General features: G+C 35.6%; 13 protein-coding genes. 10 read left to right on the top strand and 3 right to left on the bottom strand.

What is annotated here, in order from left to right; genetic code table 11:
• Positions 1-173 precede the first annotated feature (173 nt).
• From MWH28_RS10955 to MWH28_RS10920, 8 genes are all read left to right on the top strand, one after another.
• The gene (locus MWH28_RS10955) at positions 174-1,445 is read left to right on the top strand and encodes a GTPase family protein (protein ID WP_248619420.1); all 1,272 of its coding nucleotides are present in this window, start codon (positions 174-176) and stop codon (positions 1,443-1,445) included.
• Positions 1,446-1,475: 30 nt separating this feature from the next.
• Complete coding sequence (locus MWH28_RS10950) at positions 1,476-1,961, top strand: DUF456 domain-containing protein (protein ID WP_248619419.1); 486 nt, start codon at positions 1,476-1,478, stop codon at positions 1,959-1,961.
• A gap of 24 nt (positions 1,962-1,985) precedes the next feature.
• Positions 1,986-2,588 carry a nitroreductase family protein gene (locus MWH28_RS10945; RefSeq protein WP_248619418.1) on the top strand — a complete coding sequence of 201 codons (603 nt, stop codon included), beginning with the start codon at positions 1,986-1,988 and terminating at the stop codon, positions 2,586-2,588.
• Positions 2,589-2,648: 60 nt separating this feature from the next.
• The gene (locus MWH28_RS10940) at positions 2,649-3,173 is read left to right on the top strand and encodes a hypothetical protein (RefSeq protein ID WP_248619417.1); all 525 of its coding nucleotides are present in this window, start codon (positions 2,649-2,651) and stop codon (positions 3,171-3,173) included.
• 190 nt (positions 3,174-3,363) lie between these two features.
• Positions 3,364-4,698 (top strand): CsgG/HfaB family protein, encoded by a 1,335-nt coding sequence (locus MWH28_RS10935; protein WP_248619416.1) that lies wholly within the window; start codon positions 3,364-3,366, stop codon positions 4,696-4,698.
• Between the two features lie 203 nt (positions 4,699-4,901).
• Positions 4,902-6,038, top strand: a complete 1,137-nt coding sequence (locus MWH28_RS10930; RefSeq protein ID WP_248619415.1) for a flagellar assembly protein T N-terminal domain-containing protein — start codon at positions 4,902-4,904, stop codon at positions 6,036-6,038.
• A gap of 250 nt (positions 6,039-6,288) precedes the next feature.
• On the top strand, positions 6,289-7,197 hold the full coding sequence (locus tag MWH28_RS10925; RefSeq protein WP_248619414.1) for an LPP20 family lipoprotein: 909 nt from the start codon (positions 6,289-6,291) through the stop codon (positions 7,195-7,197).
• 141 nt (positions 7,198-7,338) lie between these two features.
• Positions 7,339-8,400, top strand: a complete 1,062-nt coding sequence (locus MWH28_RS10920) for a tetratricopeptide repeat protein (RefSeq protein WP_248619413.1) — start codon at positions 7,339-7,341, stop codon at positions 8,398-8,400.
• A gap of 197 nt (positions 8,401-8,597) precedes the next feature.
• On the opposite strand, the gene MWH28_RS10915 is transcribed toward MWH28_RS10920, so the two are convergent.
• Positions 8,598-9,434 carry a zinc metalloprotease HtpX gene (locus MWH28_RS10915; RefSeq protein ID WP_248619412.1) on the bottom strand — a complete coding sequence of 279 codons (837 nt, stop codon included), beginning with the start codon at positions 9,432-9,434 and terminating at the stop codon, positions 8,598-8,600.
• A gap of 76 nt (positions 9,435-9,510) precedes the next feature.
• Positions 9,511-10,710: a PAS domain-containing sensor histidine kinase gene (locus tag MWH28_RS10910; protein ID WP_248619411.1), complete on the bottom strand. Its 1,200-nt coding sequence runs from the start codon at positions 10,708-10,710 to the stop codon at positions 9,511-9,513.
• A 396-nt stretch (positions 10,711-11,106) separates the two neighbouring features.
• Here MWH28_RS10910 and MWH28_RS10905 point away from each other — a divergent pair, with 396 nt between their 5' ends.
• A complete protein-coding gene (locus MWH28_RS10905; RefSeq protein WP_248619410.1) occupies positions 11,107-12,318 on the top strand; it encodes a DUF2225 domain-containing protein in 1,212 nt (403 codons plus the stop codon).
• Between the two features lie 12 nt (positions 12,319-12,330).
• Here MWH28_RS10905 and MWH28_RS10900 read toward each other — a convergent pair whose 3' ends face one another.
• On the bottom strand, positions 12,331-13,527 hold the full coding sequence (locus MWH28_RS10900) for a sensor histidine kinase (protein WP_248619409.1): 1,197 nt from the start codon (positions 13,525-13,527) through the stop codon (positions 12,331-12,333).
• 314 nt (positions 13,528-13,841) lie between these two features.
• Here MWH28_RS10900 and MWH28_RS10895 point away from each other — a divergent pair, with 314 nt between their 5' ends.
• Positions 13,842-15,572 carry a CoA-disulfide reductase gene (locus tag MWH28_RS10895; RefSeq protein ID WP_248619408.1) on the top strand — a complete coding sequence of 577 codons (1,731 nt, stop codon included), beginning with the start codon at positions 13,842-13,844 and terminating at the stop codon, positions 15,570-15,572.
• Positions 15,573-15,652 lie beyond the last annotated feature (80 nt).

Genomic DNA, 15,652 nt, shown 5'->3' with positions numbered 1-15,652 from the left:
GAACCGGGGGTTAGTATTAGACAATTGGGGTTGTCATACTAACTCTTTTTTACTTTTAGGATTGCTTTTAATTAGAAGCAAGTATTTTTATTTTACTAAAGAGGAAATATAATAATCAATCTTGAAAGATGATATAATTAGTTAAAAGCCAATTTTAGAAAGGGGTAATCAATATGGATAATATTGAGTTAGAAGAAAGACTGAGTAAAATTGAAAACTTTTATGGTTATTTGGATGGTTTAATAAAGTCACTTCCGATTAATATCCCAACCAAGATTAGGGAAATGATTATCGATAACTTATTCAATAATGACCAGATAAATCAATTAATTACTGAAGTTAAAGAACGACGTCCCCCTAGATTTGTTTTGGTTGGAAGAACTGGAGCAGGAAAGAGTAGTTTAATCAATGCTATGTTTGGAGAATATTTAGCTGAAACTAGTGATGTAGAGATAGGAACTCAAACTAGTACTCAATATAATTATCAAAGTAATGGAGAGACTATTGTTGAAATTATTGATACACGTGGAATTGGAGAATCTCGAAATAATAATGAGGCAAAAGAAGCTTTAAAAAGAACTATTGAAGATTTTTCTCCTGATGCAATTTTATTTTTGGCTAAAGCTAAAGAAAGAGGTCATCTTGATCAAGATATAAAGAGTTTAAAAATGATCAGTAATCTCTTTAATAATCAAATACCGATAGTTGCTTTGCGAACCCAAGTTGATGAATTGGAGCCATCACGCTATAAAAAGCCTAGTAATTATCCAGCAAGGAAACGTGAAAATATAAAGAAGTCGGTTACAGAATTAGAAAGGATTTGTCAGCAAAATAATATTAATCCCTTAGAGATTATTCCTGTTTCGGCTTATGTTGAATGGAGTGCTAATCCTGAAGGGGTTAGTTCTTCTAATCAGTTAGAGATTGAGTTTGAAGGTTTTTATAATATAGATAAGTTATTGGATGTTTTAGTAAGTAATATAGAGGTTAGAGCTGCAATTAATTTAATCGAGTATGAAAGGCTTGCTGAGTATTTATCTGAAGAGCTAACTACAGGTTTTGCTAAGGTAGCAGGAGTTATAGGAGCTACTCCAATCCCAACTTCTGATTTATATGTTTTAACTCCGTTGCAGGCTATGCTGGTAACAGTGATTGCTTACTTATCAGGTAGGGATATTAATTATCAGTCTGCTAAAGAATTTATGGGCTCTTTTGGTCTGCTGGGGAGTGCTGCTTTAGGTTTTCAACAAGCAGCTAAAGCATTAAATGTGATTCCTGGTTTAGGAAGTGCTGTCAGTGCTGGTATTGCTGCTGGAGGAACTTGGGCAGTTGGTCGAGTAGCTTACAAATATTATGGTGAAGGTAAGAGTGTTGATCATTTGATGAGCCTTTTTAAAGAAGAGTTTAAAAAGTATAAGCAACTATATGAGGAAAGGAAGATGTAGGGTAGATCATTTAGAGAACAGGGGGGAAATATGAATCTTTTTTTAGTAAGTCTAACAGCCATCTTATTTATTACTAGTCTAATAGGGGTTGTTGTGCCTTTAATTCCAGACACTATCTTATTATGGGTTGCTTTCTTTCTAAGTAGATTCTTTGAACCGCCGATAAGTATACCTACTAGCTTCTGGATTGCCATGTTGTTAATTACTCTATTAAATTTGAGCTCAGATTTTATTATGAATAGTTTTTTTATCAAGAAGCAAGGTGGTAGTAAATGGACAATATTGGCGGGGAGTATAGGCTTGATTGGAGGTTCATTACTTTTAGGGCCTATTGGGATTATTGTTGGCCCGTTTGTAATGGTCTTTACAGTAACCTTTTTTGTAGAGCAGACTGGTGTGATTTCTGCTTTTAAAAGGGCACTAGGTACGATAATGGCCTTCTTTAGTAGTAGTATAATCAAGATTGGCCTCCAGTTGACAATGATCAGTTGGTATCTATATCTTATTTTTCGCTAAAATTTATTAAAAGGATGTGGAATAATGAAGGTTAAAGAAGCAATTGAGAAAAGAAGGAGTATCAGAAACTTTAAATCTGATCCAGTCAGTCAAGAGGATATTAAAAAGGTTTTAGAAGCAGGGAGGTTGGCCCCGTCAGGGACTAATCTTCAACCTTGGAGATTTGTAGTGGTGGAATCAGAGGAAATGAGAGAAAAGTTAAAGGATTATACTTTAGATTTTGTAGCTGAAGCTCCTGCAGTAATAGTCTGCTGTGCTAAGTTGGATGCTGATCAATATCGTCAAAGAAGAATCGTAGAGTTGCATAAGGCAGGTGCTTTTAAGGGGACAGAATTAGAGAAAATGGATTTTTCTAATTATAAAGGTAGGCAGAAGGCTGAAGAGGAGATGAAGGCTTACTTACGTTTGAATTGTGCAATTGCTATTGAAAATATGACTTTGCAGGCTACTGAATTGGGTTTAGGAAGCTGTTGGATAATGATGTTTAATCAACAAAAAGTGAAACAACTTTTAGAGCTAGATGATAGCTTAGAGATTGTATCTTTATTACCGCTTGGGTATCCTCAGGAAGAAAGAAGTCAGAGACCTAGATTAAAGTTAGATCAATTAATAGTTGATTGGGTTTAATTAGATTAGCAATGGGAGCGATGAACTTGGAAACTAAAAAATATGGAAGGGGGAGTTAAAATGAAAAAAGAGGGGCTAGTTGTTATGTTGGTGGTATCGACAGTGATCTTATTTAGCTCACCAGCGGTAGCATTAGGAGAATTATTAGAGGAATTAAACCCGTGGAAAGAGACTAGAGTGGGATTGATTGAAGGTTATCTAGGGGGGAGTAATAACCAGATAGATTTTGTTGATGATTCTGCTCCTGGTGTATATGGAGGAATGAGAAGATGGGTATTAGAGGATTTGGCAGTAGGTGGTGAGGTCGAATATTTAACTATAGATGATAATGAAATAGATACTTCTATAGTTGGAGCCTTAGGGACTGCTACTATTATGGTAGAGGAGAGTATAAATCTGGTTGGTTCTGTTGGGCATTATTCAGAAGATGAAGATTCAAGTATTGGTTACAAAGCGGGGATAGAAGCCAAATTACTCGGTAGTGATATAAGCTTGGTAGCTCGAGGGGGTTATAGATCGTTAGAGCTTGGTGAGGATGACTATAGTGGTCTTGAGTTTGGTGGGAATTTGATGCTTGAATTTTAGTTATGTTAAAAGATAATAACACCTCTAAGTTTCCAGTATTTTAAAAAGAGCTTAGAGGTTTTATTTTTTTAAAAGCTAATGTAGTTTTATGTAACCTGAGAATAAAATTGGGTTTATAAAGGGTTTTAAGTGGTTTTATTGAATTGAATACTTAATAGTATGATTTACATATTTCTAGGAGGGGTTTAGAATGAATCAAGAAGTAAGAAATAAATTTTTAGGAGATTATTTTTGGGGGAAAATGCGTAGTTTAATTACTATTTTATTAGCTATATTAATTGTATCTGTTATTTCTACTCCCGGATTTGCAGAAGATGGTGTTGCAGTTTTGGAGTTTGGAGGGGAAGGAAGTAGCCAATATCAGCAAGCAGCAGCCAATTATCTAACTCAAATTTTAATTGATTTAGATAGGGTAGATGTTATTTCTAGAAATGAGATTGATCGTATTTTAGATGAACAACATTTTCAAAAGTCCGGCTTCGTAGATGGTGATACAGCAGGAGATGCTGGGAATGTATTAGGAGTCGAGCGAATCTTTGTAGGAAATATTGATCGATTGACTACTAGCGGGTCTTGGAGTGATTATGATGGTGAAGCTAGGGTTACTGTCCAATTGATCGATGTAGAGACAGGGACTGTATTACAGTCTTTTCAAAGTGAAGGGAGTTCCTCTTCGGAAGATAATAGGACTGAAGCCAGAAATGAGGCTTTAGAAGCAGCAATTAGTGATTTAAGCAATCCAATTCGTGAGGCGTTTGCGATTACTTCTTTTGTGACTAATGTCAGTAGAGATAATGTAGATCTACTTGGTGGAGCAGAGATGGGAATTCGAACTGGTCATCGTTATTATGTTATGCGTCAAGATGAAGCAGGCTTTGGTAGGAAGGTAGGAATGATCGAGGTAGAACAGGTAATTTCTGATGATTCGCGGGCCAAGATTTTGTGGCAAGAAGAGCCGATTGAGGAGAATGATACAGTTAAAGAGGTTCCATATGATCGTCAGACAATGACTGCGATCGGTTTTAGTGCTAGAAATTACTCATTTGATGGGGAGTCTAAAATGATGCCTATGTTTGAATTTAGGGGAGTTATGGAGCGGGCTTTTGAATCTGAAATGAATGTAATTCTTTCTGGTGGTAGAGCAAATGATGTAACTATGTTTGATATAGGTGTAGAAGGAGTTTATGAGAAAGCTTTAACTCCAGGTAGGCTTTATCTACTAGGTAGTGCTGGAGCTGGCTTTAATGTTGCTAGGCAAGATCATGATGATAATCATATGGGGGCTAGTGGAACAGCTTCTGACTCAGGCTTTTATGGCAATCTAGGAACAGGAATAAAGTATTATTCTGATTATGATCAGGGCTTTAGAATTAGAGCAGGTCTGCAAGGTCAGTTAGGTTCAACTATTGATAATTGGGAGGATACAGACTCAGGTAATAGTGTTGATGAAGGTATTCATTCTGAGATTGATTTGAGTGGAATAGGATTTAATATTATTGCTACTATACCGATGAATATCTTTTAATTGAGAAAAGTGAAGCTTAATTACAAAATAGCTTAAGTCTAAGGTTGAGGAAATGGTTTTTATTACGAAGGGTTTTTATAAACCCGAAGGTAAGTCTAAGCCAACCGTTAAAAGCATAAGGGCTTAGGTTTTACTTAAACTTAGACTTAGCCTTAAACTTAATATCAATAAAAAACAATTTGATTGAAAGAGAAGTGAGTTTAATGCGAATTAATAAAAGAGCTGTCTTACTGGCTTTGATTATAGTTTTATTCTCTTCTCCAATAGCCTTTGCTCAAGAAGGTAACTATGTAGAGGTAGAAGGAAGGGCCAATATAAGTGCTGGAAATCTAGTCCAAGCTAGAGATATGGCAACTACGGATGCTTTTCGCAATGCAGTAGAAAAAGGAGTCGGTGTTTTTATAGATAGTCAGACCAAAACTAATAATTATGAGTTAATTGAGGACTCTATTTTCAGCCAAGCACAAGGTTATGTAGCTGATTATGAGGTTTTAGATACTTGGAATCAAGATGGTGTCTTTTATGTAAAAATAAGAGCTTTGGTACAAGAAGAACTTTTAGAAGATGATTTAGATGCTTTAGATCTGGTTATTCATCGGGCAGGAGATCCAAGGGTTATGGTTGTTATCCCTGGTGAAGAGTATATTAGAAGAAGGTGGAATAGTGCTAGAGCTATTTCAACTCCTGCAGCAGAGAGAGAGATTACTCGGCAACTGTTAGATGCTGGGTTTAGATTGATCGATCAAAACCAGGTAGATCAAGCTCGAAATAGTGAAGGAGTCCGACGGGCATTAGCTGGTGATGCAGATGCTTTTCGTGAGTTGAGAGCAGAGTATGATGCTGATCTGTTGGTGATTGGAGAAGCTACTAGTCAGTTTGTAGAAGAGAGGCAAGGTTTTTACTCCTATCGAGCTACATTGAGTACTGAGGTTGTTGAGACTGATACAGCTGAGCTAGTTGCCTCACATGGTGTCAGTGAGAGTGGGATCGATATCACAGAGACTGCTGCTGCTAGAGACTCATTGGCCAATGCAGGGGCCAAGATGGGTGAGTACTTATTGGATGTAGTTTCTGAGGCTATCTCAGATGGTGAACGAAGTGTTCAACTAACTATTAGTGGGATTAGCTTTTCAGATGTTGATGATTTTGAAGCTGAATTAAAGGAGATGAGCTTTGTTGATGCTGTCTATTTAAGGGATTTTTCAGGAGGTTCAGCCAGATTTGATCTAAATACTAGTATTCTGCCTATGCAGCTGTCTAGAGAAATTGCAAATGAAAGTGAGTTTTCACTTGAGGTGACTGGAGTTTCTGGTAGTCAGATTAATTTAAGTAAGGAGTAATATAATGTACAGTTGACAATGTACAATTTACAATTAAAGATCAAAACCTAAAAAGATTACGAAGGCTGAAAATTATTATGATTATAGGATTATGATGTTCTTGATTTTGGTCTTTAAATGATTTTCCTTCGGGTTCTTTGAACCCTTCGTGATGAAAAAATCAGATCTTAGATTTTTTCTATCAACTATCAACTATCAACTGTAAACCGTAAACTGTACACTGTCATCTAATTGAAGGGAGTTAATGATAATGAATTTAAAAAAAGCGATTTATATACCTGTATTAATTCTTTCTTTATTATTATTGATCAATCTTGAGGCAGGAGCTTTTGGTGTTGAAGAAGAGACTGCTGAAGTTGATTGGGAGAGAGGGGTTGTTGTAGTTCAAGGTCAAGGTGTGGCTGCTGAACATCATATTGGGGGCCAAGCTAAGTTAATGGCTCAGCGAGCTGCTAGAGTTGATGCTTACCGAAATGCTGCTGAGTTTATTGATGGAGTTAGGGTTAACAGTCAGACTACTATGGAAGATATGATAGCAACATCTGATCGTGTAGAGACCCAAGTACGTGGTTTTATAGAAGGTGCTTTATTTGTCGATTCTGAATATGATCCAGATATGAAGATCAGTACAGTAACAATGGAGTTACCGTTAGATGGTAGAGAAGGTTTAGCTTATTATTTAGAGGATGATGCTCGAGAAGATTCACAAGATAGGATTGATGATGTTGAAGAACATCTTGATCAGCCAAGGCGTGAAGTTCCTCCTAGAGAGGAAATAGAAATAGAAGAAGAGGTGGAACGGGGGATCGAATATACTTCGGTAGTTATAGATACTCGTGGCTTTGATGTAGCAACTGCTTTATATCCTCAAATTTTTGATAGCCAAGGTTATAGTCTTTACGGGCCAACAGAAGTAAGTGCTGACAATCCAGATAATGTATCTTCTTTAGTTGCTTATTCTCGCAGTGAAGAGGGGATTATGGGGATCGATAGAGTGGGAGACAATCCATTGATAATTGAAGCAGCTAGTGTAATAAATCGTTCTGGTGAGGCACCAACTGATCTGATTTTAGATTCTGATAATGCTAGATTATTTAGAGATTTAGATAAGGAACATGGGATTGTTGAGCGAAGAGCAGTTGTCTTTATTATCGATTAGTAACTAGTAATTGGTAATTAGTAATTAGTAAAAGCAAAAAATAACAACCAAGATTAAGTATACTTAGGAGTTGGTTTTTATCTTATTTTTTGGATTTGATTGTACATTGTAAATTGAAGAATTGATAGGAGGAATTAGAAGATGAAAAAACAGATTATCTTTTGTTTAATATTCGTATTGATCTTTAGTACTACAGCACCTGCATTAGCTAGTAATTCTAATAATGATAATGGTAGCTCTGACTCTGATACTGCCATTAAGGTTGGAAGTGCATTAGTAGTAGTCGGTGGCTTGTTCTATTTTGGAAGACGGTATTATAGAAGATCTAAGGCAGGAGATTTATATGATGAAGCTCAAGCCTATGCTAGTAGAGGAGAGTGGGGCCAAGCTGTAGAGGCTTACGAAGCAGCTTTAGAATATGTCGATGATTATGAAGATACTAAAGTCCGTTTAGAAAAAGCTAGGGTTGAAGCAGAAGCAATGTATGTTGAGTTAGGGGATGAAGCTAAAGAAGCAGAACAATTTGAAGAAGCTCGAAAGTACTATCAATTAGCTTTAAAATACCATCCTACTGCTTTTAGAGCTCAAAATAGATTAGATGAGATGGAACAGGATTTGGTAGCAGTCCATTATCGCAGAGGACATAGCTTTGAAGTACAAGGTAATTGGGAAGAGGCATATTTGGAGTATCAAGAAGCTTATAATGTCGATCCTAACTATCAAGATTTAGCAGATCGCTATCATCGAGCCCAAGCTAAAGTTGAAGGAGATATACCTTTAAGAGCCTTGATTTTTGTGCTTAATCGAACCGGTCAATCTGGTTTAGAGAGAACATTTATCAATGCTTTACAGTCTCGTTTAGAAGCTAAGATTACTGATGAATTCTATATGATCGATCGTAAGAATGTCCAACAGATAATGGATGAACAAGGTCAGGCCTTAAGTGATAATCGAGACAGAACCCTTGGCTTAGATATAGCCAATCTGGTAGGTGCTCAAGAAATTATCATGGGCCAACTTACAGATCTTGATGCCAGCTCCGATCAAGTTACTTTAGAATTTGAATTGGAGATTATAGATGTTGAAGATAATAGTGTCTTAGAGGAGATTGAATATGAGTATGAATTTGCTGAAGGAATAGGTTCAAATGAGATAACCCGTTATATGGATCGGCTAGCTGAAAAGTTAGTAGAAGAATTTTAAAAGTTTGATTTACTAAAAAAACACTAAGATTAAAACTTAAGTTTTAATCTTAGTGTTTTTTATCATTAAGGAAATTATGTTTTTAGAGGTTGTAGATAACTTTTACTAGTTTGTATTTGTTGATTTTACTTAAGCTCAATCTTAGACTTAAACTGAGATTTATACTTAATCTAAAGTTGCCATTGGGCAACTTTATTCTATCTCATAGTTCTTAATTTTTGAATTCTTTCCTCGGTTGGGGGATGACTGCTAAATAATTTAGTCATTCCTCCTCGACCAGAGAAAGGATTTAAGATGAACATATGAGATGTGGCCTCATTGACCTTCATCTGCTTACCATGGACATGGCGTTGCATCTTCTGTAAAGCGTTGGCTAGTCCATCGGGTTTGCCTGCTATTCGTGCTCCTTCTTGATCTGCTAAATATTCTCGGGAGCGAGAGATAGCCATTTTGATAATGACTGCTGCCAATGGGGCCAAGATCATAGCTGCAATCTGTAATAAAGCTCCTCCATCATTATTACGACGGCGTCTGCCAAAGATCATGCGATACCTTCCCATCCGGGCCAAAAACGCCAAAGCTCCAGCCATTACTGCAGCAATGGTACTGATTAGGGTATCACGATTTTTGATATGGGCCAACTCATGGGCAATAACCCCTTCTAATTCATCTCTATTTAAGAGATTGACAATCCCTCTGGTTACTGCTACCACACCATTAGCTGGATTTCTACCTGTAGCGAAAGCATTGGGTTGGCTAGATGGAGTAATATAAATTTTCGGCATTGGAATGCGAGCCTTATTACTCAGTCGTCGCACCATATCATGAATCTCTGGTGCTTCTTGTTCACTCAATGGTTTTGCTTTGGTCATCTTGATGGCGATCTTGTCACTATGCCAATAACTTAAGAAATTGATTCCTAAGGCAAAGATAAAGGCCATGACCATCCCATCTTCTCCTGCAATAGCTCCACCGAGAAAGATGAATACAATAAATAGTGCAAACATTAGCATAAAGGTCTTCATTTTATGCATAAGTAGTTCCTCCTTTTATTCATTTTTAAATAGCTCAATTTAATTATAACACGGTTTTTCTCTTTTTTAAATCTTTTTAGAAATATATATCTGCGATATCCATATTGGCCTTATTTAAAAGAGATTCATGATCCTTTTCTAGTTCTTTTTGATTATTTTCTTTTTTTAATTTCTCTGCGGGAAGTTCTACAATAAATTCACTACCTACCCCATACTCACCCTCCAAATAGATCTCACCACCATGCATTTCGACAAGTAGCTTAACGAGGGAGAGACCGATGCCGCTTCCTGCACTATTTCTTGCCTGAGATTTATCTGCTTGTCCAAAGCGGTTGAAGATGTTCTTTTGCTTATCTTTAGGAATACCAACACCAGTATCTTTTACTGAAATAAGGGTCTTAGAATCTTTATCACGGATAGTGACCTCTATTTGATCACCTGCATCGGTAAATTTGATGGCATTTGAGAGTAAGTTTAAGATGATTCTTTCTAGATTGAAAGGATCACAGGCAATTATTTTACTCTCTATTTCTGATTTAAATTGCAATTTTATCTCTTTGCTTGTAGCATATTCTTTAACGGAAGAGACTATCTTTTCGATCAGGTCTACTAGGTCATGATTTTGTAAATTCAATTCATAAGCCCCAGAATCTATTTTAGTAATGTCAATTAGATTAGTAATTAACTGTAACAAGCGCTTATTGTTCTGTTTGATAATATCAATATATTTCTCGTATTCAGCAAAGATATTGTTAGATTTAAGTTTTGTTTCTAGCATCTGTACTCCACAGGAGGTCAGATTTAATGGCGTCTTAAATTCATGGGAAAGATTAGCAAATATCTTTGTCTTCAGCTTACTTTCTTCAAGCTGTTCTTTTAAAATTTTCCGCTCAGTTATATTTAAAGAGGATTTAATAACTCCTGTTAATTCATCCTGCTCATTTTTGATAGGATATGCTCGGGACAGATACTTATTCCCATTGGGATTATGTATTTCTGCTTCTTGAACTTTTCCTGTTTCTTCAACCTTCTTGACCATACATTCTTCACAGATTTGATCACGGTTTTTAACTACTTGGTAACAGTGGTGGCCTATCACTTCGCTACTTAGTTTACTAAACTCCTTTAGAGCTCTTTTGTTGGCCCAGACTATTTTATAATCTAAGTCTTGATAGACTATTATATCTTGAGAATTATTTAAGATATCCAAATAATTATCTTCAAAATTTACTCCTTCTTGATGTAAAACTTCTTTTAATAATTCTTTTAAATCCATTTTGTCAACACCCCACAACAGTTATATAATGCTCTCAGTTTAAGGCATAGCCTTTCGATTCTATCTACAAGTTTTATCAAACTTTCTTTTCGTAATAAAAACGATTCACAATTAAATTTAAAGTATCAAAAGCAAAAAATCTAAAGACTCAATAATCAAGAGCTGTCAAACAATCATATTCCTTAATTTACAATATTTATTTTAACTGAGAATAATTTTATAATCCTTTAACTATCTATAATTTAAGCTTAAGTGATTAAAAATCCTGCTTATTTAAAACATTCATTATTTTCAAAAAATTCAATCTACAAGCATAAATTTAAATTGCTTGGATTTTTATGGTATAATAGATTGAAATGATTTATAAGGTATGATTTTGAAAGGAGCGATAGTTAGATGGCAGATTCAATCAATACTTCATTAGGGGAGCGTACTCGTCGGCAGATAACTGCAGGTGAAGATATCTTCAGTTATGGAGAAGCTGCAGTAGAGATTTATCTGGTTATCAAAGGTTTAGTTCGGTTATTTACTAAGAATAAAGATGGACAGGAAGAAGAAGTAACTAGGTTTACAGCCGGGCATATCTTTGGTGAGTTAGCTTTGTTAGAAGAGGGGACACGAAGCTCTCGAGCAACTGCCTATCAGGATACTTTAGTAGTTGTATTTACTGCTGAAGAGATGAAAGAATTGATGCAGAAACAACCTGTCTTAAATCAAAAATTAATCACTGGCCTTTGTAAGCGAATTCAAATTCTTCAAAAGCCAGTAATAGATTTGCCAGAACTGACTGAAGTTTTAGGATCAGATGAAAAAGAGAAGGTTCAAAAACAGACAGCTAAAGCTGAAGAGGGAATTGATCTTTACCTTTCTGGACATGGAGATTATTCTGAGATTACTGAGGATAATTTTGATCATTATCTGTATAGTAAAGAGATAGAATGTCCAGTCTGTAATGCTAAAATTGAGGTGAAGAAGGTTCGCCAATCTCGTTTGCGACTACAAGAGATCAGAGATGATCTTCGACCAATCTATAAAAATTTCAAACCGGAGTGGTATAAAATATGGTGTTGTCCAGAATGTTTTTATACAGCCCGTAAAGCTAGTTATTTTGATTTGGAGCCTGAGCAAAAGAGTAAGATCAGAGCTGAATTCAAAGCTAAGATTCAACAATTATTTGGAGATGATTATCAAGTAGGTTATAGTCAACCACGCCAGTTGACAGAAGTTTTTAATGCTTATTATGTGAGTTTGCAGCTTTATAAATTGATTGATGCTTCTAAGGATAATTTTGCTTATATATGGTTAAGATTGAGCTGGATTTATGAAGATTTAGAAGAAGAGAAACTCTCCTCTGCTGCTTCATTTAGAGCAATGGAGAATTTACGTGATTTTTATTTTAGTTCTTCTAATCAGCAAGGGTCTGATCAGGAGGACAAGTTGGCCTTGTTACTGGCTATGTTATGTTATCGACATGGTGAGATTAAAGAAGCTATATCAGTATTGGGTAAGCTGGTACATAATCCTAAAACAAAGCATGTTCATAAACAGATGGCCAAGGAGAGATATCTGGACTTGAGGGCAGAGCAGAGGAAGAATCGGCAAGAGTAAGGATTCTTCTCTTTAAAAGTAGATATCTGATAATTCTATATCTGCTTTGTTAAAAGAGTGTTTATGATTGTTTTCTAATTCTTTTTGATTATTTTCTGCTAATCTTTTTACTGGAAGTTCTACAATAAATTCACTACCTATGCCGTATTCACTTTCAAAATAGATCTCTCCTCCATGAATTTCGACGAGTGATTTAACAAGAGAGAGACCTATACCACTGCCTTCACTATTTCTTGTAAATGATTTATCTACTTGACCAAAGCGGTTGAAGATAATCTGTTGTTTATCTTTGGGAATGCCAATTCCAGTGTCTTTTACGGAAATAAGAACCTTGCTATTTTTGTCTTGGATATTTACTGTTATGGCATCATTTGAATCTGTAAATTTGATAGCGTTAGAGAGTAAGTTTAAGATGATTCTTTCTAGATTTAAAGGATCGCAGGCAATTATTTTACTCTTTATTTCTGATTTGAATTCTAAGTTCCTCTTCTTATTTGTAGCATACTCTTCAATAGAAGAGACTATTTGTTTGATCAGATCTACTAGGTCAAGATTTTGTAAGCTTAATTTGTAAGCTCCAGAGTTTATTTTAGTGATGTCAATTAAATTAGTAATCAGCTTTAATAAGCGGCTATTATTCTGCTTGATAATATTGAGATATCTATTGTAGTTAGCAAAATTTTCATTTTCTTTAAGTTTTGCTTCTAACATCTGCGTGTTACAATATGTTAAGTTGAGTGGTGTTTTAAATTCATGGGAAAGATTAGCAAAGATTTTTGTCTTTAATTTACTCTGTTCAAGTTCTTCTTTTAACACCTTACGCTTAGTTATGTTCAAAGCAGAAATAATAATTCCTGCTAACTTTTGCTGATTATTTTTCAAGGGATATGTTCGAATCAGATATTTATTTCCATTAGAAAGCACAACTTCATCTTCTTCAACTTTTCCTGTCTGTTCGGTCATTTTTGCGATACAATCTTTACAGATTTGATTACGGTTATGAATTGCTTGATAACAGTAATGTCCTACTATTTCATCAGGAGTTTTAGCTAACTCTTTTAGAGCTGCTTTGTTGGCCCAGACTATCTTATAATCTAAATTTAGATAAATTATAATATCATGAGAATTATTTAAAATCTCTATATAATTTTCTGCAAAATTTATTCCTTCCTGCCTAAAATTATCTTTTAATAATTGTTTTAAATTCAATTTACTAGCACCTCACAATAGATATAGTTTTAACTAATACTATAAATTAAATAACTATCAGTAAAATCCCTGCTTATTTTGTGATATTTATCATAATTTTAACAGATCATAAATTTATTACAAAACTAGTTCAACACTTTGCTTGACAATAAGAGGGAAAAGTCTTATAATTAATATACTCCCGAGGGGTATAGGGGTGGTATTGATTATTGTTTATTAGAAAGAGTTATTTTAAATAATTTGATTAATCTTGATTGTGATGTTTATACTAGTAGTAGTTAGATTAGTGTAAAATTAAAAAGGGAGGCGATATGATGAGTAAAAAAGTTTTGATTGTAGGGGGAGTAGCTGGAGGAGCTAGCGCGGCTGCTCGTTTGCGTCGAGTTGATGAAGAAGCTGAAATAATTCTTTTTGAAAAAGGGGACTATATTTCATTTGCTAATTGTGGCCTGCCGTATCATATAGGTGAGGTAATTGAGGAACGGAGTGATCTATTAATTCAGACTCCAGAGGCAATGGAGGATAGATTCAACCTTGAGGTTCGAGTTAAGCAGGAAGTAGTTGAAATTGATTCTCAAGAACAACAGATCAAGGTCAAAAATTTAGTTGCAAATGAGACTTATAATGAAGATTATGATTATTTATTGTTGGCCCCAGGAGCTGATCCAATTAGACCTCCGATTCCTGGAATTGAGGGAGAAAACATCTTCAGTCTACGGAGTATTCCTGACACTGATCAGATTAAAGAGTTTGTTGATCAAAATCAGCCTGAGCAGGCAGTAGTGGTTGGTGGAGGGTTTATTGGATTAGAAATGGCAGAAAATTTAGTTGAACGAGGAGTTGATGTTGCTGTTGTTGAACGAGGCGAGCAGGTAATGGGTCCTCTAGATTATGAAATGGCTGCCATAGTACATAATCACTTACGAGAACAAGGGGTTAAGTTGTACTTAAATGATGGTGTAACAGAATTTAGCAAGCAAGAAGATAAGACTAGAGTTAAATTAGATAGTGAGCGAGAATTAGAAGCAGATTTAGTCTTATTAGCAATTGGAGTTAGTCCAAGTGTTGAGTTGGCTGAGCAGGCTGGTTTGGAGTTGGGAGTAACAGGAGGAATTAAGGTTGATAGTTATTTACAGACTTCTGATCAAAATATTTATGCTATTGGTGATGTGATTGAAGTAGAAGATTATGTTACTAAGAAACCAGCTCATATTCCATTAGCTGGGCCGGCCAATAAGCAAGGTAGGATTGTTGCTAATAATATTGCTGGAAGAACTGAGGAATATAAAGGGACACAAGGAACTTCAGTACTTAAGGTCTTTGATTTGACGGTAGCTACGACGGGAAGTAATGAACAAAGACTTACAGAAGCTGGGATTGATTATCAGGTATCTTATACTAATTCTAAGAGCCATGCTGGTTATTATCCTAATGCTACTTCAATGACGATTAAATTACTCTTTACTCCGACTGAAGGAAAGTTGCTTGGAGCTCAAATTGTTGGCCAACGGGGTGTTGATAAGCGAATTGATGTGTTAGCGACTGCATTAAGGTATCAAAAGACAGTTTATGATTTACAAGAATTGGAGTTAGCTTATGCTCCTCCGTTTGGTTCGGCGAAGGATCCAGTCAATATGGCAGGTTATGTAGCAGGGAATATTGTCAATGGGGATGTTGAGGTAATACAGTGGGATCAAGTTGATGAATTAGGAGAAGATGTTATATTGTTAGATGTTCGAAGAGAGGTTGAGTTGAAGTTTGGAGCTTTAGAAGGAGCAATCAATATTTCACTTAATAGTTTACGAGATAGATTAGATGAACTTGATCGGGAGCGAGAAGTAGTAATCTATTGTGCTGTTGGACTGCGGGGTTATTTAGCCAGTAGGATTTTGATGCAACGAGGGTTTAAGCAAGTTAAGAATTTAAGTGGGGGTTATAAGTTGTATCGGGAGGTCGAGCTTGATCAGACGGAAAAGACTGCTTCTGCTGAAGAAAAGAAGTTAGCAACAGCTTCTAATCCTGAAGAGGCAGAAATATTAGATTAAGAATAAAGTGGGCAATTGCCCACTTTAGGCTAAGTCTGAGTTTAAGTCTAAGTAAAACCGAAACTAAAAAAATATAATTA

Source organism: Natroniella sulfidigena (assembly GCF_023223645.1).
Taxonomy (GTDB): Bacteria; Bacillota; Halanaerobiia; order Halobacteroidales; family Halobacteroidaceae; genus Natroniella; species Natroniella sulfidigena.
The sequence above is the reverse complement of the archived record's forward strand: the minus strand, read 5'-3'. Positions and strand labels throughout refer to the sequence as shown.